Annotated in this window: 17 protein-coding genes and 1 tRNA gene; 6 read left to right on the top strand and 12 right to left on the bottom strand. The window is 73.5% G+C overall.

Features of this window, described 5'->3' with window-relative positions; genetic code table 11:
* Positions 1 to 6 precede the first annotated feature (6 nt).
* The 4 genes from ACZCAH_RS09320 to ACZCAH_RS09305 all read right to left on the bottom strand — a co-directional run bounded on the left by ACZCAH_RS09320 (position 7) and on the right by ACZCAH_RS09305 (position 5,007).
* A complete protein-coding gene (locus tag ACZCAH_RS09320) occupies positions 7 to 792 on the bottom strand; it encodes a hypothetical protein (RefSeq protein ID WP_464340812.1) in 786 nt (261 codons plus the stop codon).
* Positions 793 to 866: 74 nt separating this feature from the next.
* Positions 867 to 2,255, bottom strand: a complete 1,389-nt coding sequence (locus ACZCAH_RS09315) for an alpha/beta fold hydrolase (RefSeq protein WP_464340811.1) — start codon at positions 2,253 to 2,255, stop codon at positions 867 to 869.
* On the bottom strand, positions 2,252 to 4,429 hold the full coding sequence (locus ACZCAH_RS09310; RefSeq protein WP_464340810.1) for a prolyl oligopeptidase family serine peptidase: 2,178 nt from the start codon (positions 4,427 to 4,429) through the stop codon (positions 2,252 to 2,254). Before ACZCAH_RS09310 ends, ACZCAH_RS09315 begins: the two co-directional genes overlap by 4 nt.
* Entirely contained in the window at positions 4,426 to 5,007 is a 582-nt protein-coding gene (locus tag ACZCAH_RS09305; protein ID WP_464340809.1) for a hypothetical protein, read from the bottom strand. The genes ACZCAH_RS09310 and ACZCAH_RS09305 overlap by 4 nt, the downstream gene beginning before the upstream one ends.
* 66 nt (positions 5,008 to 5,073) lie before the next feature.
* Here ACZCAH_RS09305 and ACZCAH_RS09300 point away from each other — a divergent pair, with 66 nt between their 5' ends.
* Positions 5,074 to 6,309 (top strand): glycoside hydrolase family 3 N-terminal domain-containing protein, encoded by a 1,236-nt coding sequence (locus tag ACZCAH_RS09300; RefSeq protein WP_464340808.1) that lies wholly within the window; start codon positions 5,074 to 5,076, stop codon positions 6,307 to 6,309.
* A gap of 69 nt (positions 6,310 to 6,378) precedes the next feature.
* Here the strand turns inward: ACZCAH_RS09300 and thiD are convergent, their stop codons facing one another.
* Positions 6,379 to 7,251: a bifunctional hydroxymethylpyrimidine kinase/phosphomethylpyrimidine kinase gene (thiD, locus tag ACZCAH_RS09295; protein WP_464340807.1), complete on the bottom strand. Its 873-nt coding sequence runs from the start codon at positions 7,249 to 7,251 to the stop codon at positions 6,379 to 6,381.
* 177 nt (positions 7,252 to 7,428) lie between these two features.
* Between thiD and ACZCAH_RS09290 the strand changes: the two genes are divergently transcribed.
* Positions 7,429 to 8,370 (top strand): hypothetical protein, encoded by a 942-nt coding sequence (locus ACZCAH_RS09290; RefSeq protein WP_464340806.1) that lies wholly within the window; start codon positions 7,429 to 7,431, stop codon positions 8,368 to 8,370.
* 22 nt (positions 8,371 to 8,392) lie between these two features.
* A complete protein-coding gene (locus tag ACZCAH_RS09285; protein ID WP_464340805.1) occupies positions 8,393 to 9,211 on the top strand; it encodes a hypothetical protein in 819 nt (272 codons plus the stop codon).
* 30 nt (positions 9,212 to 9,241) lie between these two features.
* Here ACZCAH_RS09285 and cls read toward each other — a convergent pair whose 3' ends face one another.
* The 4 genes from cls to ACZCAH_RS09265 form a co-directional block, all read right to left on the bottom strand.
* On the bottom strand, positions 9,242 to 10,729 hold the full coding sequence (cls, locus tag ACZCAH_RS09280) for a cardiolipin synthase (RefSeq protein WP_464340804.1): 1,488 nt from the start codon (positions 10,727 to 10,729) through the stop codon (positions 9,242 to 9,244).
* A gap of 73 nt (positions 10,730 to 10,802) precedes the next feature.
* The gene (locus tag ACZCAH_RS09275; protein ID WP_464340803.1) at positions 10,803 to 11,729 is read right to left on the bottom strand and encodes a Bax inhibitor-1/YccA family protein; all 927 of its coding nucleotides are present in this window, start codon (positions 11,727 to 11,729) and stop codon (positions 10,803 to 10,805) included.
* Between the two features lie 135 nt (positions 11,730 to 11,864).
* Positions 11,865 to 12,998 carry a trans-sulfuration enzyme family protein gene (locus tag ACZCAH_RS09270; protein WP_464340802.1) on the bottom strand — a complete coding sequence of 378 codons (1,134 nt, stop codon included), beginning with the start codon at positions 12,996 to 12,998 and terminating at the stop codon, positions 11,865 to 11,867.
* 117 nt (positions 12,999 to 13,115) lie between these two features.
* Positions 13,116 to 14,462 (bottom strand): MFS transporter, encoded by a 1,347-nt coding sequence (locus ACZCAH_RS09265; protein WP_464340801.1) that lies wholly within the window; start codon positions 14,460 to 14,462, stop codon positions 13,116 to 13,118.
* A gap of 186 nt (positions 14,463 to 14,648) precedes the next feature.
* Here ACZCAH_RS09265 and ACZCAH_RS09260 point away from each other — a divergent pair, with 186 nt between their 5' ends.
* Positions 14,649 to 15,740: an ROK family transcriptional regulator gene (locus tag ACZCAH_RS09260; RefSeq protein ID WP_464340800.1), complete on the top strand. Its 1,092-nt coding sequence runs from the start codon at positions 14,649 to 14,651 to the stop codon at positions 15,738 to 15,740.
* A 37-nt stretch (positions 15,741 to 15,777) separates the two neighbouring features.
* Here ACZCAH_RS09260 and ACZCAH_RS09255 read toward each other — a convergent pair whose 3' ends face one another.
* Together ACZCAH_RS09255 and ACZCAH_RS09250 are read right to left on the bottom strand one after the other, a co-directional pair.
* The gene (locus ACZCAH_RS09255; protein WP_464340799.1) at positions 15,778 to 16,512 is read right to left on the bottom strand and encodes a YggS family pyridoxal phosphate-dependent enzyme; all 735 of its coding nucleotides are present in this window, start codon (positions 16,510 to 16,512) and stop codon (positions 15,778 to 15,780) included.
* A gap of 39 nt (positions 16,513 to 16,551) precedes the next feature.
* Positions 16,552 to 16,625 (bottom strand) — tRNA-Leu (locus ACZCAH_RS09250).
* Between the two features lie 60 nt (positions 16,626 to 16,685).
* On the opposite strand from ACZCAH_RS09250, the gene ACZCAH_RS09245 reads away from it, so the two are divergent.
* Entirely contained in the window at positions 16,686 to 18,848 is a 2,163-nt protein-coding gene (locus tag ACZCAH_RS09245; protein WP_464340798.1) for a helicase-associated domain-containing protein, read from the top strand.
* A gap of 182 nt (positions 18,849 to 19,030) precedes the next feature.
* Positions 19,031 to 19,297, top strand: a complete 267-nt coding sequence (locus ACZCAH_RS09240; RefSeq protein ID WP_329747146.1) for a hypothetical protein — start codon at positions 19,031 to 19,033, stop codon at positions 19,295 to 19,297.
* A 335-nt stretch (positions 19,298 to 19,632) separates the two neighbouring features.
* On the opposite strand, the gene gndA is transcribed toward ACZCAH_RS09240, so the two are convergent.
* Entirely contained in the window at positions 19,633 to 21,093 is a 1,461-nt protein-coding gene (gene gndA / locus ACZCAH_RS09235; RefSeq protein ID WP_464340797.1) for an NADP-dependent phosphogluconate dehydrogenase, read from the bottom strand.
* Positions 21,094 to 21,147: the final 54 nt, after the last annotated feature.

Raw genomic sequence — 21,147 nt, 5'->3', positions numbered from 1 at the left:
ACCGGCTCAGCCGCCGAGGCCGCCGCCACCCGAGGACTCGGACGCGGCGGTGGCCTCGTCGTCGGCGGGGGGCGTCGAGGGGGACGGATCTCCGGAGGGATCCTCCTCGGTGGGCGTCGGGCTCGCGGTCGGCGACTCCGGGCCCGGGTCGGTCGGCGTCTCGGGGGAACCGCCGTCGTCGGGATCGCCGTCGCCAGGATCGCCGTCGCCGGGATCGCCGTCGCCGGAGTCGCCGCCGTCCCCAGGATCGCTGCCGCCGGGGTCGCTGCCCCCGTCGTCGGTGCTCCCGCCGTTGCCCGTGCTCCCGCCGTTGCCGGGGCCGCCCGAGCTCGAGCCGCCGTTGCCGCCCGAGCCGTCACCGGACCCCGATCCGCTGCGGGATCCCGAGTCGCCCTCGGAGCCCGAGCCGTCCCCGGACCGGGTGTCCTCCGCCGGTGCCGGGGCGACGGTCTCCTCTGGAGCGGGCGCCTCGGAGCTGGGGACGGCGGTCGTGGGGCTCGGCACGGGCGTCGTGCTGGGCGCGCTCGGGGTCGCCTCGCCGCCGCCGTCGGAGGGAGCGGGACCCTCGGGGGCGGGCTCGATCGCCTCGTGCGACGCGAGCTCCTGCTCGGAGGGGCGGGCGGTGGGGGCGTTCCGGTCGCCTGCGAGGGCGCCGAGGGGCCCGGCGCCGGCGAGACCGAAGCCAGTGAGGGTGCCGACGGTGATCACGCTCGCCGCGGCGAGGCTCATCGTCGCCCACGGCCGACGCCGCGCCGGCACCTCGCTACGGATTCCGGTGGCCCGTCGTGCCATCTCTCCCCCTGTGGCTCCCGCGATGCTCCCCGCGGACTCGTCCCGTCACTGCCTGCGGGATCGCTCCCTCTGGGTCAGGGTAGATCCGCGGGCCGCGGAACGGAACGGTTCGCGTCGGGAGTCACGGTCCGCGGGTCCTCCCGCAGCGCCCGGGCGCTCTCCCGGCGCAGCCGCCACGGCGACAGCCGCTCCGCGGCGAGGGCCAGCTGGAGCCCTTTGGACAGTGCGACGTCGACCGGGGCGGCGGGCAGGGCCGCGAGGGCCGCCGCGTGCTGCGGCAGCAGTGAGGCGGCCCCGGCGGCGCTCCACCGCAGCGCGATCTGGGCGACCTGGCTGCGGGTGTCGAGCAGCGAGTGCCGCGCCCGCGGGATCTCCAGCAGCACGGCGCCGTCGATCCGCTCGGCGAGCGCGAGCGAGATGCAGGGCGGGGTGATCAGGTCCTCGGAGCCGACGAGCACGAGGGTCGGCGCGGTGATCGTGCGGGACAGCGCGTGCACGTCGAGCGCCTCCCCCGCGAACGGGGGCACCGCTCGCGCCTCGTCGGCCGCGAGCAGCAGCGGGTCCATCGGCCCGCCGTCGGCGCCGGACCCCTGTCCGAGCTCGGTGTGCGCGAGCCGCGCGATCAGGTCGTGCTCCATCACGAAGGGGGTGGACTGCAGCCACCCCTGGTTGAGGACCTGGCGCACGCTCGACCAGGTGAGGCTCCCCCGCCCGAGGGCGAGGAGATCGACCAGATCGCGCACCGCGGCGGTGCCGCCGTGCTCGTGGACGGCGAGCAGCACCGGGCCCGCGCGCTGCGCGTCGACGATGTCCTCGTCGGCGAGCCGGCGGAGAGCCGCGGCGATCGAGGAGGTCGCGGGGACGGCCCCGGTCCAGTAGTGCTCGCGCAGCGCCCGCTGCCCGATCCTCTCGTCGTCCGCGGAGGTGAGCGGGGAGTCGAGCACGAGCGAGTGCACCCGGTCCGGATGCCGGGCGGCGAGGATCTGCGCCAGGTAGGCGCCGTAGCCGGTGCCGAGCACGGCCACCCGCTCGACCCGCGCGTGGTCGATCACGGCGAGCACGTCCCCGAGCACCTCCTCGAGGGTGACGGCCTCGGCCGGGAGGTCCTCGCCGCGGGCGTCGAGGCGGGAGAAACCCACCCCGCGATGCTCCATCATCAGCACGTCCAGGCCACGACCCGCGAGACTGCGGCGGAGCACGTCATAGGGCAGCACCGAGGCGCGGCCGGGCCCGTCGGGCAGGATCAGCACCGGCACCTCGGCGCCGCCGGACTCCTCCGCGGCGGACCGCCGCCAGCGCCGATGCGGCGGGCGCGGGGTGGCCCGGGCGTAGCGCAGGGGGAACAGCTCGGGCCGACCGGTGCGGATCTCGCGGTAGACCGTCATGAGGTCGTTGCGGACCTGCAGCAGGTCATCCTGCGTCGGCCGCTCGAGGAGGTCGACGCGGCGGGAGCGCGGGCTCATCGAGCGCGGCTCCCGCCCGCCCCCAGGGTGTCCCAGAGGAAGGTGTAGAGGAGGGCGTTCATACGGGCGGCCTGCTCGTTCGTCGCCGCTCCGCCGTGGCCCCCCTCGATGTTCTCCCACGAGCGCACGTCGGCCCCGAGGGACTCGAGGGCGGCCGCGAACTTGCGGGCGTGCCCCGGATGCACCCGGTCGTCGCGCGTCGAGGTGAGCAGGAAGGTCGGCGGGTAGTCGACGCCCTCGGCGAGCAGGTGGTACGGGCTGAAGCTGCGCACGAACTCCCAGTCCTCGGTGTCCGGGTCCCCGTACTCCGCCATCCAGGAGGCCCCCGCGAGGAGGTGGCTGTAGCGCTTCATGTCCAGCAGCGGCACCTGGATGATCACGGCGCCGAACAGCTCGGGGTACTGCGTGAGCATGTTGCCGGTGAGGAGACCGCCGTTCGATCCGCCGCGCACGGCCAGGTGCTCCCGGTCGGTGACGCCCCGCTCGACGAGGTCGCGGGCGACCGAGGCGAAGTCCTCGTAGGCGCGGTGGCGGTTCTCCCGCAGGGCGGCCTGGTGCCAGCGCGGACCGTACTCGCCGCCGCCGCGGATGTTGGCGAGCACGTAGGTGCCGCCGCGCTCGAGCCACGCCTTGCCGATCGCGCCGAGATAGGACGGGGTCAACGAGATCTCGAAGCCGCCATAGCCGTACAGCAGGGTGGGGCGGGGCGCCGACTGCCCAGCCGGCTCTCCCGCCTGCGAGATCTCGAAGTACGGGACGCGGGTGCCGTCGTCGCTGGTCGCGAAGTACTGGACCACCTCGAGCCCCTCGGCGTCGAAGCGGGCGGGGGTGGCCTTGATCGTCTCGAGCGGCCCGGCGGGCCCGCCGGCGGGGATCTCGGCGAGATCGCCGAGCAGGAGGGTCGTCGGCTCCAGGAAGCCCGAGACCGTCACCCAGACCTCATCGGACTCGTCCGCGTCGACCGCGGAGACCGAGAGCGAGCCCTGCAGCTCGGGGTAGAGGTCCTGACGGATCCACTGCCCGTCCTCGTCGCGGTGGTGGACCTCGAGACGGTGGACCACGTCCTCCAGAATCGCGAGCACCACGGTGCTGCGCGTGATGGTCATGTCCGCGAGGGAGGAGCTCTCTGTCGGCTCGAAGAGGACGTGCAACGACGGCTCCCCCGCGAGGAAGGCGTCGAAGTCGCCGACCACGAGCGATCCGGCCGGGAACACCGCCTCGCCGACCTGCCAGTCGCTGCGCGGGCTGAAGATCCCCAGGTCGCGGTGCGCGTTCGCCTCGAGGTCGCGGGGGACGTCGAGGGCGGTGAGCACGGGCGGCTGCTCGGAGCGGTCCACGAGATGCACCGTCTGGTCGTAGAACGCATGCGCCTGGACCACCCAGTCCCGCTCCCAGCCCGGCGTCGAGTCGTGGGCGACGAAGACGGCCATGTCGTCCTCGGCCGCCTCGTGGACCAGCTCGGCCTCCTCGAGCGGGGTGCCGCGGCGCCACAACCGCGCCTGTCGGGCATAGCCCGAGGTGGTCAGCGTTCCCTCGCCGAAGTCGGTGGAGACCCACACGGTGTCCTCGTCGATCCAGCTCACGGAGCCCTTCGCGGCGGGGCGCAGGAACCCGCCATCGGCCGGGTCCACGAAGGACAGCGTCTCGAGGTCGAACTCGCGGGTGACGTCGGCGTCGGAGCCGCCGTGGGAGAGGTCCACGAGCGCCCGACGGTACGGCTCGCCCTCGGCGGCGCCCGCGGGACGCAGCAGGCGCGCGCCGTGCCACACCCAGTCCTCGCCCTCGGCCTCGTTGAGGGCGTCGACGTCCAGCAGCACCTCCCACTCGGGCTCCTCGGTGCGGTACGAGGCGAGGGTGGTGCGCCGCCACAGGCCGCGCTCGTGCTCCGCGTCGGTCCACACGTTGTAGAGGTGCTCGCCGCGCTTGACGACGCCGGGGATGCGGTCGGTGGCATCGAAGATCTCGAGGATCTCGCGCTGCAGGGTCGCGGCGAGCGGGGCGCCGTCCGGGTCGAGCGGGTCGCGGACGGCGTCGAGCTCGGACTCGGCCGCGGCGTTGCGCGCGCGGACCGCCGCGAGCGCCTCCTTCCCGGTGACCTCCTCGAGCCAGAGGTGCGGGTCCGCGGAGCCGTCGGCGGCGGGGAGCTGGGCGCCGGTCGTCGGCTCGGCGGTCATCGGGTCTCCTTCAGGGAGGTGGTGAAGTCGGTGAGCACGGACGTCCAGACGGATTTCCAGACCTCGCGGCTCTCGGCCGAATCCAGACCCTTGTGCTGGATACCGAGGGTTGAGCGGGCGGTCTCGCCCGCGCCGTCCTTGGCGGTGATGTTGACGGAGAGGCGGCTGCCGTCCGAGACGGCGGCGCGCCAGTAGCGCCAGGAGGCGGTGTCTGTGAGGGTCGGCGCGGCGAGCCCGAGCTCCTCGCGGCGCTCGGCGGTGCAGAACGCGTCCCAGGCGTCGCGCACGGCGTCCGGGTCCCCGGGGACGGTGCGGGAGGCGGAGGCGGAGAAGTCGCCCTCGCAGCTCTGTCCCTCCACGCGTCGGCCGATCAGCTGCTCGTAGGCGACGGTGACCCCCTGCGCCCACCAGCCGTCCACGCCCCAGCGCTCGACGAGCATCCGCGCGGTCGCCGTGTGGTCGAGATCCCGGGCGCCCGCGTCGTCGAGCCGCTCGGCCCAGACCGCGAGGGCGGTTCCGGTCGCGGACTCGATCGACGCGGCACGGGGATGCTCCGCGGGCGGGTTCGTGAAGGTCATGCGGGCCAGCCTACGGCGTGGCCGGGTGGGGCAGGTCACGTCCCGGGGCCGTGGAAGACTGGCCGCATGCGCCGCCGACAGCTCCTGGCCCTCGCACCCTTCGCCGCGCTCACGGCCTGCACCGCCGCTCCGGATCCGGGCGACGGCGAGGGCTCCGCGTCCGACGGGGGCTCCGCCTCGCAGGGCGGTTCCGCGTCCGACGGGGGCTCCGACGGGCCGGCTCAGGAGCCGAACGCCTCCCCCACGACGGCCGACCCCACGACCGAGCCGCCCAGCGCCGCCGAGCGCCTCCTCGAGAAGCTCGACGATCGGGAGATCGCCGGTCAGCTGGTGCTCGTCGGCCACGCCGTCGGCACCGAGCTGCCCGCGGAGGTGTTCACCGAGCATCACGCCGGCGGTGTCTTCCTGCTGCAGCGCTGGGAGAGCGCCGAGCAGGTCGACCGCGCCGTCGCCCGTGCCCGGGAGCTCTCCCGTCCCGACCTGCCGCCGCTGCTCGCGGTGGACCAGGAGGGCGGGCAGGTGCGCATGCTGCGCGGCGACGCCGCCCGGAGGACCCCGTCGGCCGAGGAGCTCGGCGAGCAGGGGCCGGAGGCCGTGACCGAGGCGTACACCAGCATCGGCGAGGATCTCGCCGCCCGCGGGATCGCGGTCGCCCTCGCCCCCGTCGCGGACGTCGTCGATCCCGCCCTGGGAGACGGGAACGAACCGGTCGCGGCCCTCGATCGCGGCTTCGGCACGGACCCCGGAGCGGTCGGCGCGTGCGTGGCCGCCGCGGTGCAGGCGCTCGACGGGCAGGGGGTCGCCGCGACCCTTAAGCACTTCCCGGGCCTCGGCCGGGTCGAGCAGAACACCGACTTCTCCGCCGAGGGCATCGAGGATGCGGAGACCTCCCCGGAGGACCCGTTCCTGGGCTCCTTCACGGCCGGGATCGGGGCGGGCGCGCCTCTCGTGATGATGTCCTCCGCGGTCTACCCGCGGATCGAGCCCGACGTCCCGGCGATGTTCTCCCGCGCCGCGGTCCAGGGCCTGCTGCGTGATCGGCTCGGCTTCACCGGGCTCGTGGTCACCGACGACATCGGTGCCGCGAAGGCCGTCTCCGACGTCCCCGTCGCCGAGCGCGCCACGCGGCTGCTCGAGGCGGGCGGCGACGTGGTGCTCACGGCCGACCCGACCCTGACCGGCCAGCTGGTTGACGCGATCCTCGAGTGGTCCTCGCGCGGCGAGGACGAGGCGCGCCGGGTGCGGGAATCGGCCGGGCGGATGCTCGCCCTCAAGGCGCGCCAGGGGCTGCTGGAGGGCTGATCCGGCCGCACGGGAACCGCCGGAGCGCAGTCAGGAGTCCGTCGGGGCTCCGACGGGACCGGGTCCGGCTCAGTCCTTGTCGAGGGTGATCAGCTGGTTGACGACCTGGGCCCCGCCCCCGCGGGTCAGCCGCCAGCCCTCCGCGTTCTCGAGGGCGCTCGCGAGGAACTCCTTCGCGGAGGCGACGATGGTGACCATGTCGTCGTCGCGCCCGGGGGCGCCGATCTCCGTGAGCTCCCCGGCACGCTCGAACTCGGCGATCCGGGCGAGCTGCGCGGCGATCGCGGCGGAGAGGGTCGCCCCCGCGCCGCGCACCGAGCGGTCCGCCCGGCGGCGCGCCCGGAGCAGGTCCGTGCCGCCGTCGTGGACCAGGACGTCCACGGCGTCCTCCCCCTCGAGCCCGCCGCCGGTGATCAGCACCGTCGACGGTCCCAGGGCGCGCAGGGCCAGGGCCTGCTCGCGCATCTCGTCGATCGAGGTGGCCCGCGTGCGGCCCAGCAGCTGCGCCGCCTCCGCGAGGTTCGGGGTGAGCACGTGCACGAGCGGCAGCAGCTGCTCGCGCATCGCCGTGGCGCCCTCGGCGGAGATCAGGGCGGTGCCGTCGCTCGAGGTCATCACCGGATCCAGCAGGAGCCGTCCGAGCCGCGTCCCGTGGGCGCGGATCGCCTCGGCGACGGTGCCGACCACGGCCGCGCTGCCGAGCACCCCGATCTTGGTGACGTCGAGCAGGAGGTCCTCGGCGACCGCGTCGATCTGCGCCCGGACCAGATCCGCGGGGAGGTAGTGGACGGCGCGCGAGCCCTGCGGGTTCACCGCCTGCACGAGGGTCACGGCGCTCGCGCCGTAGGACCCCAGCGCCGTGAGGGTCTTGAGATCCGCCTGGATGCCCGAGGCACCGTCGGAGTCGGAGGCGGAGATGGTCAGGACCAGGGGCGGGCGCATGCGGACTCCGTCTGCTCGGCGGCGGGTGGGTCGCGGCGGCGGCACCGGCGACCGGTCCCGGGGAGCGTACCAAGGCGAGCCGCTCGCACCCTGGGGAGGGGGCTCGTGCGAGAATCGTCCGGGGCGAGGGGCTCCGAGGGGCAGGCAGGGCACAGGGCCCGCGCCGGGGAGGTGACGATGTCGCAGCACGATCAGCACGGCGACCCGCGGGAAAGCGGCGCGCTGCCCGACTTCGCCGCTCACTCCTCCCCCGACGGCGAGCGCGGCCTGCCCGCGTACGACCAGACCACCGGACCGGCCACCCTGGGCCCGCCGAGCGAGGGCGCCCAGCGACGCACCCTCGCCGTGACCCTCACGGTCGTCGGCGCGGGCGTCGTGCTCCTGGCCGTGATCGCCCTCGTGCTCTCCCAGACCGTCTTCCGCTCGGTGCTCGCCGACCCGGATCCCTCGGCGCATCCCACGGGCGACCGCACCGCGGAGGGGCAGAGCGAGTACGTCCCAGATCCCGACGATCCCGAGCTCGCTCCGCCGCCGCCGATCTTCACCCAGGCCCCCACCACCGACTGCACCGTCCCCGACTCCCCCGAGTCCGCAGCGTCGCCCTCGGGCGGTGACGCGATCCGCGGAGGGAACCTCGAGTACACGATCCCCGACGGCTGGGGCGTGGGCTGGGGCGCCGGGTCGATCCCGTATCTCGACCAGGTCGGCGCCGAGGGGCGCAACGTCGAGGGCAGCTGGTACAGCGTCGTGAACCTCGGCCGGGTCGTGTGGCCCGAGGACGAGGGCGGCTATCCCGGCCTCGAGACCAGCGCCGTCGCGCTCTTCCAGTGCTACGCCACCACCGCCGGGGTGATGAGCCACTTCGGCGAGCACCCGGTGGTCACCGACTACCGCTCCGAGGCGACCACCGTCGACGGCAGCGCCGCCTGGATCGTGCAGGCCACCTACCATTTCGAGGATCCGGAGATCCTCGAGACCTCGAGTGCCTCGATCGTCACGTCGATCGTCGTCGAGACCCCCTCCGGGCCGAGCGCCCTGGTCTCCGACGTCGCCGCCGACCAGCCCGAGCACGTCCAGAACCTCGAGGACATCATCGCCAGCCTCGTCGTCGTCGACTGAGCCCACCGCCCAAGGAGCAGCCGTGCACACCGGACCGCAGTCACCCCACACCCAGCCCCAGGCCCCGTCCCGGGGGGTCAGCGGGGCACTGCTGATCGGCGGCATCGCCTTCGCCCTGGTCTTCCTGCTGATCGTGGCGGGCACCGTGGGATATCTGGTGCTCCGCGGAGGCGGCGGCGGGGGCCGGGAGGTCGCCACCGGGACGACCACCGCGACCGAGACCGACGCCGGGGCGGAGGCGAGCACGGAGCCGGAGGGCGAGGTGACCGCCTCCGCCTCCGAGACGGTCGAGCCCGAGCGCTGCTGGTCGCCGGAGACCGAGCGCACCTCGACGAACCCGTCGGGCCGGCTGCGCGGCGGCGGCCTCGAGTTCATCCCGCCGTCCCCGTTCACCGAGCGCTTCAACCCGCAGTACACGTCCTACTTCAACGACATGCAGGTCGCCGCCGCCAACGTCGAGGGCACGTGGTACTCGACGCTGCAGGTCGGGAAGGTGGAGTGGCAGACCGGCATCGAGTACCCCGGGGACAAGGCCGCCGCCGAGGCGATCGTCGACTGCCTCTTCCGCACCAACTCGTGGGGCGACGCCACGGGACGGACCCTCGACGACGAGTTCACCCAGGCGGTCACCGTCGCGGGGATGCCCGGCTATCGCACCGACGCGGTCGTGAACTTCGCCGAGGACGACCTCGAGCTGACCGACGCGACCGGCTTCAGCGTCATCGTCGTGACCACCCCGGAGGGACCGAGCGCCTTCATCGCCGAGTGGGCCGTCGGCGTGACCGAGCATGAGGAGGCCGTCGACGAGGCGATCGGCTCCCTCACCGGCCTCTCGGGCTGAGGAGCCCTCCGACCGACGGTCCCCAGCTGATCAGACCACGGCGGAGGCCAGGCGGCACAGGTTGTCGAGCAGCTGCATGCGCCGCGGTCGGCGCTCCCACTCCTCGAGGGTCAACTCCCGGCTGCGGGAGCGGTAGACGTCCTCGACCTCGTGCATCTTCTCCATGAAGTCCGTGCCGCCCACCATCAGCGAGGACTCCATGTCCAGCAGGAACGAGCGGATGTCCATGTTGGAGGAGCCGATCACCGTCACCGACTCGTCGATCGTGACGTGCTTGGCGTGCAGGATCGTCGGCGCCCGGTAGAGCCAGATCCGCACTCCGGCCTCGAGCAGCGCCGTGTAGTAGGAGCGCTGGGCGTGGAAGACCAGGAACTGGTCCCCGATCTCCGAGACGAACAGCTCCACCTCGACCCCGCGCCGGGCCGCGGTGATCATCGCCGCGAGCATCGACTCGTCGGGCACGAAGTACGGGCTGACCGCGCTGATCCGCCGCTCCGCCGAGTAGAACAGCTGGTTGAACAGCAGCAGGTTGTTCTCGAACACGAAGCCGGGGCCGCTCGGCACGAGCTGGCACTCGTAGCTGCCGGAGGTGTCCTCCGGGGCGCTGACCAGCTCGCCCTCGGAGATCTGCTCGTCGGACTCGTAGTACCAGTCGGTCGCGAACAGCAGGTTCATCTCGGCCACGATCGGTCCGCGCAGGCGCACCATGGTCTCCTGCCAGTGCAGACCGCGGCGGATGTTCGCGGGCTTGTCGTAGTGGGCGGCGATGAGGTTCTGGCTCCCCATCCAGCCCACCTGCCCGTCGACGATCACGAGCTTGCGATGGTTGCGCAGATCGGGACGCTGGAAGGCCCCGTCGCGGAAGGGCTTGACGGGCATCATCGGGTAGTGCTCGATGCGGTGCGCGTCGAGCTGCTCGCGCATCGCCCGGTAGACCGCCCGGTGGGAGGCGGAGCCCCAGTGGTCGTACAGCACGCGCACCCGCACCCCGCGGTCGGCCGCCTCGCCGAGCGCCGCGAAGAGATCGGCGGTGACCTCGTCGAGCCCGGCGGTGTAGAAAAGCACGTGGACCTGCTCGCGCGCCGCGCGGATGTCCGCGGCCATGCCGGCGAGGGAGGTGTCGTAGTCGATCTCCAGATCCGCCGAGTTGCCGCCGGTCAGCGGGAACGCCCCGAGCGCGCGGTTCAGCCGCACCGCCCCCTGCAGCCAGCTGGGCACGTCGGGGTCGAGCTCGCTGTCGGGGATCCGCTCTGCCCGCTCGTGCATCAGGGCGTTGATGTGCTCCTGCTTCACGCGGCGTTTGCGGGGCAGCTGCGCCTTGCCGAGCAGGAGATAGAGCGGGAAACCGACGATGGGCAGCACCATGATCGCCAGGAGCCAGGCGAGCGCCGATCCGGGCCGGCGGTTGCGGGGCACGAGGACGAGCCCGGCGATGCGCAGCGCCACGTCGAGCCCCAGCACGAGATAGGTCGCGACGACCACCCCGTGCTCCGGGAACCACTGCCAGAAGGCCTCCACGGCCTCACCTCCGAACGGGCGACGGCGGGCCCCCGGAACCGGGGACCCGCCGTCTCAGACTAGGCGAGGGCGCTCAGTCGTTGCCTCGGAGGATCGCGAGGATCCGCAGCACCTCGATGTAGAGCCACACCATGGTCACGGCGAGGCCGAAGGCGCAGCGCCAGGCGTAGACGCGGGGGGCACCCGCGCTCTCGGCCCGCTGCACGTCCTCGAAGTCCATGACCAGCGAGTAGGAGGCCATGACCACGGCGATGCCGCCGATCAGCAGGCCGAGGGCCCCGGTGAGGAAGCCCGCCCCCGTGATCAGCGAGAGGACCAGGTTCACCAGCAGGAGGCCCATGTAGGCGATCATCGCGATGCCGAAGATCTTGGTCAGGCGCGGGGTGGTGCGGAGCACGCCGAAGCGGAAGGCGACGAGCACGACGCCCGCCACCACCAGGGTGCCGACCACGGCCTGCATGGCGATGCCCGGGTAGACCTGCTCGAGGCTGCCGCTGATGCCGCCAAGGGCGAGGCCCTCGAAGGCCGCGTAGGCGAGCACCAGGATCGGCGAGGGGGTCTTCTTGAAGGAGTTGACCAGCGCGAGGACGAGCCCGCCGAGGAGGCCGACGATAGTCGCGACCCCGGTCAGCGCGAGGCCGAGCAGGAGGCCGTCCTCGCCGGCGACGGCACCGAGCACGTACGGCAGGACCGCGACGACGAAGCCGATGACCACGATCGTGCCGAGAGTCGCGGTGATCGCGTTGAGCGCGTCCCGCATCGTCATGCGGCCCGTGTCGTGACCGGTCGCGGCCGGACGGGCGTACATCGATTCCAGCTGGTCGCCGCCCTGGGCGTAGCCGGCGGCGGTGCCCGCGGCGGCTCCGGCCTGGTCGAACCCGGTGGACCACTGGGTGCCGGGTGCGGGGCCGGTCGAGGCGGGCTGACCGAAGGACGGGGCGGTGTGCGCGCCCTGCTGCACGGCCTGGTCGCGGCCGAACACGATGTTGTGGCGTGCCATGGGGCTCCTCACGAGTAAGCGGATGGCGGGCGCCGTGTCCGAGGACCTGACCCCGGGGCGGGTCCGGGAGGGGTCCCGCGGCGCGCCGACCCCCTTATGGTATCGGCCGTTCCCGGGATCGCGCTGGGTGCGCGCTCAGCCTGCGGCGGACAGCGCCCGGTCGAGGTCCTCGAGGAGGTCGTCGGCGTGCTCGATGCCGACGGAGAGCCGCAGCAGCTCGTCACCGATCCCCGCCGCCTCGCGCGCCGCGGGGGTCATCGCCTCGTGGGTCATGGTCGCCGGGCGGCAGATCAGCGACTCGACCCCGCCGAGGCTCACCGCGTAGGCGGGGATCCGCAGCGCCTGGAGGAAGCGCACCCGGTCGAGACCCTCGGCGAGCTCGAAGGAGAGCACGGCGCCCGTGCCCGTGGCCTGGGAGGCGTGGATCGCGGCCTCCTCGGCGCTGTGGGAGCCGGGGTGGTGAACCACGGCGATCTCCTCGCGGCCGCGCAGGTGGGCGACGATCGCGGCGGTCGTCTCCTGCTGCCGCTCGAGGCGGAGCGGGAGGGTCTTGATCGACTGGATCAGGCGAAAGGACTCGCTCGGGGAGAGCACCCCGCCCTGCGCCTTCTGCGCGTGGGCGTAGGCGGTCGCGAGGGCGTCGTCGTCGGTGGTGATCGTGCCCGCGAGGAGGTCCGAGTGGCCGCCGAGGTACTTGGTGGCGGACTGGACCACGACGTCGACGCCGAGCTCGAGCGGGCGCTGCAGCACCGGGGTCATGAAGGTGTTGTCGACGATCACGAGGGCGCCGTGCGCGTGGGCGAGGTCGACGAGGCGGCGCAGGTCGGTGATCCGCAGCGTCGGGTTGGAGGGGGTCTCGATGAAGAGCGCGCGGGTCGCGGGTGTGAGGTCCTCGGCGGTCAGCTGGTTGAGGTCCGCGACGTAGCGGGAGGTGATCCCGCGGGCGGGCAGCACCTCCTCGACGAAGCGGTAGGTGCCGCCGTAGACGCTCGTGGGGAGGATGATCTCGTCGCCGACGCCGAGGGTGGACAGCGCCGCGGCGGTCGCGGCCATGCCGGTCGCGAAGGCGAAGCCGTGCCGGGCGCCGTCGAGCGCGGCGAGCAGCGACTCAAGCTGCCCGCGAGTGGGGTTCGCGCCGCGCTGGTAGGCGTAGGGGCCGTCCTCCGTCGCCGGGTCGAGGGCGTAGGTGGAGGCCAGGTGCACGGGCGGCACCACGGCGCCGAGGTCCTGGGCATGGAGATGCTGGACGGCCAGGGTCTGGATGTGCACGGGGGTCTCCTCGGGACGGGGCGGGGGGGGGGGGGGGGGGGGGGGGGGGGGGGAGGTCACGCCGCGAGGAGGCCGATGACCGCGTGTGACACGCCCGGGGGCGCGGCGCCCGCGGGCTCAGACCCCCGCGGTGACCACGGGGATCGAGCCGGTGGTCGCGGGCGGGTTCGCCGCGAGCAGCGCGTGGGTGCGACGGGCCCGCACCCGCAGGGCGAGCAGGGTCGCCCCGACCATCGCGAAGCCGACGACGGCCAGCACGATCGAGACCACCATCGGCGCCCGGTAGCCGAGGCCCGCGGCGATGACCGCCCCGCCGAGGGCGGCGCCGATGGCGTTGGCGACGTTGAAGGCGGCGTGGTTGAGCGAGGCGCCGAGCACCTCGGAGCGGTGCGCGATGCGGATCAGCCAGGTCTGCATGGCGGGGCCGAGCATCGAGTTGGTGGCGTTGACGAGGAAGAAGGCGAGACTCATCGCCACCAGCGACACCTCGGAGACCAGCAGGAAGAGCACCAGCGAGGCGATGTAGACGGGGAAGGCCCCGAGCAGGGTGCCGGTCAGCGAGCGGTCGGTGAGGGCGCCGCCGGCGAGGTTGCCGAGGGTCATGCCGAGACCGGCGGCGACGAGCACCCACGGCACCGCGGAGGCCGGGGCGCCGGTGACATGGGTGGTGATGTCGGCGATGTAGCTGAAGACCGCGAAGGCTCCCGCGAAGCCGATCGCGGCGATGCCCATGACGATCCACAGCTGCAGCCGGCGCAGGGCGGCGAGCTCGTCGATCATGCGCCGGCCCTTCGGGGCGGCCTGACGGGGCACGGTCAGCAGCAGCGCCGCGATGGTGACCACGAAGATCACCGTGATCACGAGGTAGACGGCCCGCCAGCCGGCGACCTGGCCGAGCGCGGTGAGCAGGGGGACCCCGGCCAGGTTCGCGACGGTCAGGCCGGAGAGCGCGAGGGCGATGCCCTTGCCCTGGTTGCCGGGGCCCATGAGGGAGGCGGCGAGCAGGGAGGCGACGCCGAAGTAGGCGCCGTGCGGGACCCCGGCGAGGAAGCGCGCGGCGACGGTCAGCTCGAAGGTGGGCATGAGGCCGGAGAGGGCGGTGCCGACGGCGAGCGCGGCCGCGAGGGCCACGATCATCGTAGTGCGGGACCAGCGCACCGAGAGCAGGGCGAGCACCGGGGCGCCGACGACGACGCCGAGGGCGTAGGCGGTGATCGCGTGACCGGCGGTGGCAATGCCGCCCTCCCGGTCGGCGACCATCTGCTCGCCCAGCAGCGTGCCGGCGATGTCGGGCAGGAGGCCCATGGAGACGAACTCGGAGGCGCCGATGCCGAAGCCGCCGAGGGCCAGGGCGAGGAGCGCCAGGCGGCGGCGGGCCGGAGCGATCGGCTCGGGGCGGGCGCCGTCGGCTGGGACGGGGCCGGCGGCTTCGGGGACGGGACGGGTGCTGTCGAGGGTGTTCATGGGGAGACCTCGGTCGTCGGGAGCGGACGGTGCGGACGGGCTCCATCGCCTCTCCACCCCAGTAAGCCAACGCTGTTGCGTTACGTCAAGGGGGGCGGGCGCGGTCCGGGCCCGGATCACGTCGGCGGGCCTGACGGGTGCGCGATCGTGCGCGGTGCGCGCGGGGGTCCGTGCAAGGATGAGCCGGTGAGACCGTCCAGCCCGCTCGACCGCGTGGCCGGCGCGCATGACGCCGCCGTCCTCGCCGTCGCCCGACGGGGCGATCCGGTCTCCCGGGCCGATCTCGCCGCGGCGCTGCGGGTCACTCCGCAGGCCATCTCGAAGATCCTCGCCCGTCTCATCGGCCGCGGGCTGATGGCGGAGGCGGGCACGATCACCGCCGGCCCCGGCAAGCCCACGACGCTGTACCGGATCGAGCCGTCCTCGCGCCGCGCGATCGGCCTGCACCTCACTCGCACCCGTCTGCACGGCGTGATCGTCGACCTCACGGGCGAGATCCTGGGGCGGCGTGCGCTGGAGATCGGGCACCTGCAGCCGATCCCCGACCTGGTCGCGACCCTCGCGACGATGGCCCGCGAGCTCGCGGACATCGGCGACGGCGAGCTGCTCGGCGTCGGCGTAGGCATGCCCGGCCCGGTCGACCGCGGAGAGGGCGTGTACCGCGGCACCGCCGACCCGGACCCCTGGCGCGGAGCGCCGCTGCGCCGGCTGCTCGCCGCGGAGCTGGAGCTCCCGGTGCTGCTGGACCACGACTCGCGCGCGGCCCTCGTCGGCGAGACCTGGACCCAGCCGCACCTGCTGCGCGACACCGCCCTGCTGCTGGTCGAGGACGGCCTCGGGGCGGCCCTGTGCCTGAACGGCCGGATCATCCACGGCGCGCACTCCCAGGCCGGGGAGATCGGCCACACCGTGGTGCGGATCGGCGGCGCGCCCTGCTCCTGCGGGCGCCGCGGCTGTGCGCAGGCCGAGCACCGCGCGGCGCTCGACGCCGGCGACCCGGCAGCAGCCGCCGACGTACTCGCCTCGGTGGCGCTCGACCTGGTGCGCCTCGTGGACGTGGATCGGGTGATCCTCGGCGGCCGCACCGTCCACGAGCACCACGCCGTCACCATGGAGGCGATCCGCCGCGACCTCTCGGCAGGTCTGCTCGCGGAGCCGTGGATCCATGTCGAGGTGCTGCTGTCCACGCGCGGCGCGGACCTGATCGCGGTGGGCGCGGCCTGCGAGGTGCTCGAGCACGCCTACGGGGTGCCGCAGGGGCTCGTCGGCCCGGAGTGAGCCCGGGCCGGGCGCGGGCTCCCGGGTCAGGCGCAGGTCAGGCGCGGGCGCCGAAGATCGCCGAGCCGACGCGGACGATCGTCGCGCCCTCCTCGACGGCGATCTCGAGGTCGCCGCTCATCCCCATGGACAGCTCGACCAGCTCGGTGGCGCCGAGCCGCTCGCGGAGCCGGTCACGCAGCTCCCGCAGGCCGCGCAGCGAGGCCCGCACCGTCGCCTCCTCGCTCGTGTTCGCGCCGATGGTCATCAGCCCGACGGGGCGCAGGTGCTCGCTCCCGCGCAGCCGCTCGACGATCGCGGAGAGGGCCTCGAGGTCCGGGGCGTAGCCGCCCTTGGACTCCTCGCCCGAGGTGTTCACCTGCACCAGCACGTCACGGCGCAGCTCCGCGAGCTCCGCGCGGCGCTCGAGGGCGTCGGCGATGTCGTCGCGGTCCACGCTGTGCACGAGCTCGGCGAAGGCGATCACGTCGCGGGCCTTGTTCGTCTGCAGGCGCCCGATGAAATGCCGAGGGACGCCGTTGTCCGCGAGCAGCGGATCCTCGTGCTTGGCGATCTCCTGGGCACGGTTCTCCCCCACCGCGAGCCGTCGGCCCCGCGCGCGGACCAGGTCCACGGCGGCGGCGACCTCGGCGGGCGTGCGGGTCTTGGTGGCGAGCAGCAGCGTGATCGCCGACGGGTCCCGGCCGGCGCGCGCGGCGGCCGCATCGATCCGGGCGAGCACGGCGTCCAGGCGCTCGGCGAGCAGCCCGTGGTCGACGGCGGAGGAGGTCATGGCCCCCATTGTGGCAGGCGGCGCGGGGCGGGGCGCCCGTGCCCCCAGCGGGACTCGAACCCGCACTGCGCCGCTTTTAAGGCGGCCGCCTCTGCCGATTGGGCTATGGGGGCGCCGCCGCCCGGGCGGGAGCACGGCGGGCCAAGCCTAAGCTGAATATGCTGGAATGCATCATGACCGCTGTGATCCGGTCCCTCGCGGACTCCCTGCGACTCTTCGGCGACGACCGCCTGGAGGCCCTCCTCCTCGCCCGACCGGATCTCGCCGCCCCGCTCCCGAACGGCATCGGCCCCCTCGCCGCCCGCGCGGCCGGTGCGACCTCCGCCCGCCGTGCGCTCGAGTCCCTGACCCTGCCCGAGCTGCACCTCGTCGAGGCCCTCGCGGTCCTCCCCGACGGCGCCTCCCCGGCCGAGCTCGCCGCCGCGGTCTCCGCCGAGCCCGCCGAGATCACCACCGCCCTCGAGCGCCTCGAGACCCTCGCCCTGGTGTGGGGCGAGGACGAGCTGCGCCTGGTCCGGCCCCTGCGCGAGGGGCTGCGCACCCCCGCCGGCCTCGCCCCCGCCCACGAGGACGATCCCGCACCCGTCCTCGCCCGGCATCGCGTGGACGCGGCGCGGGAGCGCCTCGGCGAGGTCCTCGAGACCCTCGCCTGGGGCCCCGCCGAGGTCCAGGGCACCGGCCGGCTCGCCGAGGAGCTGCGGCAGGCGGGAATCGTCGCGGCCGACGCCGACGGCGCGCTGCGCATCCCCCGCACCGTGCACCTCGCCCTGCGCGGGGGCCGCGTCCGCCGGAGCTTCGTGGCCCGTCGGCCGCAGCCCGAGGGACCCGAGATCACCGAGCGGATCCCCGGGAGCCGGGCCGCACAGGCCGTCGAGCGCGCCTTCGAGGCGCTGCGGATCCTCGGCACCGTGCGGGACTGGGACGACGACCCGCCCGGGGTGCTGCGCCGCGGCGGCATACCGCAGCGGGACCTGCGCCGGCTCGCCGACCGGGCCGACGCCCCGCTCCTGGACTGCGCGACCGTGCTGCAGACCGCCTGGCAGGACGGTCTCATCGGCCATGACGGCCAGGAGTGGCACCCCACGCGCGACTGGGACTCCCATCGCTCGCTCGCCCCCGAGCAGCGCTGGGCCGAGCTCGCCCTCGCCTGGGCGCGCGGGCATCATCTGGCCGCCGTGGTCGGCACCCCGGACTCCTCGGGAACGGGCCGGGCCCTGCTCTCGGACCTCACCCGCCGCGACGGGGTGCGCAGCCGCCGCGCCTCGCTGCTGCGGGCGCTCGAGACCTGCCCCGCGCTCGACGCCTCCCCGGAATCGCTGCAGCGCTCGCTGGCCTGGGCCTTCCCCCTCGTCCCGGCCGACATCCTCGCCGAGGAGGTCGAGGCGCTGCGCGTCGAGGGCCGGGCGCTCGGTCTGCTCGACGGGGGCTGCCTCACCCTGCTCGGCCAGGAGCTGGTGCGGGCGCTGGACGAACCGGTCACCACGGCCGACGAGCGCCTCGCCACCGCCCTCCGCGAGGCCGCTCCCCCGCCCGTCGAGGAGGTGCTGCTCGGCGCCGACCTCACGGCCGTCATCCCCGGTCGTCCCGCCGAAACGCTGTTGCCCCTGCTGGACTGGACCGACGTCGTCTCCCGCGGCGGGGCGCTCACCCTGCGCTTCACCGCGGAGTCCGTGCGCCGCGCCCTCGGCTCCGGCCGGGACCCGCTGGCGCTCCTCGAGCTGCTCCGCCACGCCTCCCGCACCCCGCTCCCCCAGGCCCTCGAGTACCTGGTGCAGGACGAGCAGCGCCGCCACGGCCGGGTGCGGATCGCCCGCGCCACGACCGTGCTCACGGCCGAGGCGGAGGTGCTGGACCTGTTGCAGGTCGCCCCCGAGGCGAAGCCGCTGGACCTGAACCGGCTCGCCCCGACCGTTGCCACGACGCTCTCGGACCCCGGTTTCGCCCTGCAGATCGTCCGCCGCGCCGGGCTGTCGCCCCAGGCGGTGGGGGCCGACGGCCGTCCCGCGGCGGCAGAGCTGCCCCACGAGCTCCACGCCCCCGCCCCCGCGGCGGACCTCGTCACCGTCGACGGGCCAGAGTTGCGTCTGCCGCCCGCGGAGGCCGTCGCGAGGATCCGCGCCGCCGAGGAGGGGCAGCGGGACCTCAGTGTGACCGACCGCCTGCTCGAGGCGATCGCCCAGGGGCAGGAGCTCGCGCTCGGCATCGTCGACGGCCGCGGCGGGGTCGCGGTGCGGCAGGCGCTGCCGCTCTCCCTCGAGGGCGGGAGGCTGCGCGCCCGGGTCCCGGGCAGCCCCGAGGAGTTCACGGTCCTGGTCCACCGGGTGACCCTCGGGTAGCTCCGGGACGGGACGCGAGCTGGCCCGCGGCGGGCATCGCGCCGGCGGCATGGGGAGTCCTCCCCATGTCCTTCCAGGGTGTTCCCATGGATATGCTATGCCCGACGTCGACGGGTCTGTTCCCGGACGACGCTCACACCGAATGATCGCGGCCGCGCCGCGCGACCCGAAGGGATCCCCCCATGACCACCCCGCAGACCGGAGCCTCCGTCTCCAAGACCAAGTGGATCGTCCAGCTCGTCGTGAGCGTCCTCTGCCTGGGCAACATCGTCACCCTGATCCTCGCGATCCTCGGCCTGACCAAGGCCGACACCGACCTGGAGACTGCCAACAAGTACTACAAGTGGGGCTGGATCGCCTACGGCATCTTCCTGGTCATCAACATCGTCGGCCTCATCATCTACTTCGTGGCCATGGGCAACATGTACGCGAACATCGAGACCTACTGATCCCGACCGATCCTCGCGCCGCCCGCGGCGCCCAGGAATGACGAAGAGCCCGGACCGTTCGGTCCGGGCTCTTCTCGTGCAGCGGGGCGGGGCCCCGGGGCGATCAGAAGATCCGTCCTGCATCAGATCGACTGATCTCCCACCGCTCGTTCCTCGCAGTACGTCGATCAGTCCCGCATCAGATCGACTGATCACCTACCGCTCGTTCCTCGCAGTACATCGATCAGTCCTGCATCAGATCGACTGATCTCCTACCGCTCGTTCCTCGCGGTACGTTGATCAGTCCTGCATCAGATCGACTGATCTCCTACCGCTCGTTCCTCGCAGTACGTCGATCAGTCCTGCTTGCTCTCGCGGCGGTCCTCGGACCACTCCACGTGGAAGGTGCCCTCGGTGTCGACGCGCTGGTAGGTGTGCGCGCCGAAGAAGTCGCGCTGGGCCTGGACCAGGGCGGCGGGGAGGCGCTCGGAGCGCACCGCGTCGTAGTAGGACAGGGTCGAGGCGAACACCGGGACCGGGTAGCCGGAAGCGGCGGCGAAGGCCACCACGCGGCGCCAGGCCGGGATGCACTTGGCGATCTCGGCGGTGAAGTACTCGTCGGCCAGCAGCAGGGGCAGCTGGGCGTTGCGCTCGTAGGCCTCGGTGATGCGGTTGAGGAAGCGGGCGCGGATGATGCAGCCGCCGCGCCAGATGCGGGCCATGGCGCCGAGGTCGATCTCCCAGCCGTTCTCCTTCGCACCGGCGGCGATCTCGTCGAAGCCCTGCGAGTAGGAGACCAGCTTCGCGGCGTAGAGCGCCTTCTGCAGGTCGTCGATGAACTGGGCGTGATCGGCGATCTCGAGGGACTGGGTCTCCGCGGGCAGCACCGCGCGGGCCGCCTCGCGCTGCGGCACGGAGCCGGAGACGGAGCGGGCGAAGGTCGCCTCGGCGATGCCGGTGACCGGGACGCCGAGATCCAGGGCGGTCTGCACGGTCCACGCACCGGTGCCCTTCTGGGCGGCGCGGTCGAGGATGACGTCCACGAAGGGCTTGCCGGAGGTGGCGTCGGTGTGGTGGAGCACCTCGGCGGTGATCTCGATGAGGAAGGACTCCAGGTCGCCCTTGTTCCACTCGGCGAAGACGTCGCCGATCTGGGGGGCGTCCATGCCGAGGGCCTTGGACATGAGGTCGTAGGCCTCGGAGATGACCTGCATGTCGGCGTACTCGATGCCGTTGTGGACCATCTTCACGAAGTGGCCGGCACCGTCGGCGCCGACATGGGTGCAGCAGGGCACGCCGTCGACGTGCGCCGAGATCTTCTCGAACATCGGGCCGAGGCGGTCGTAGGACTCCTTCGTGCCACCGGGCATGATCGAGGGGCCGTTGAGGGCACCCTCCTCGCCGCCGGAGACGCCCGAGCCCACGAAGTGCAGGCCCTTCTCGCGCAGCGCGGCCTCACGGCGCACGGTGTCGGTGAACAGCGCGTTGCCGGCGTCCACGATGATGTCGCCCTCTTCCATGAGGGAGGCGAGCTCGTCGATGACGGCGTCGGTGGGCTTGCCCGCCTTGACCATGATGATCGCGACGCGCGGCTTCTGCAGCGAGGCGACGAACTCGGCCATGGACTCCGAGGGGTAGAACTCGCCGTCGGTGCCGTGATCGGCGATGACCTTCTCGGTCTTGCCCACGGAACGGTTGTGGATCGCGACCTTGAAGCCGTTGCGGGCGAGGTTGCGTGCCAGGTTGGAGCCCATCACCGCCATTCCGGTGACGCCGATGTCGGCGACGTTCGTGGGGGAGGGAGCAAAGCTTGCCATGGGATCTCCTCAGATCAGGTGACTGTCGCGCCGGGCGGATCCGCGGCGCCGGGC

It is taken from the genome of Brachybacterium sp. B718/18, from assembly GCF_055454375.1.
This window is presented reverse-complemented; position numbering and strand designations above follow the sequence as displayed.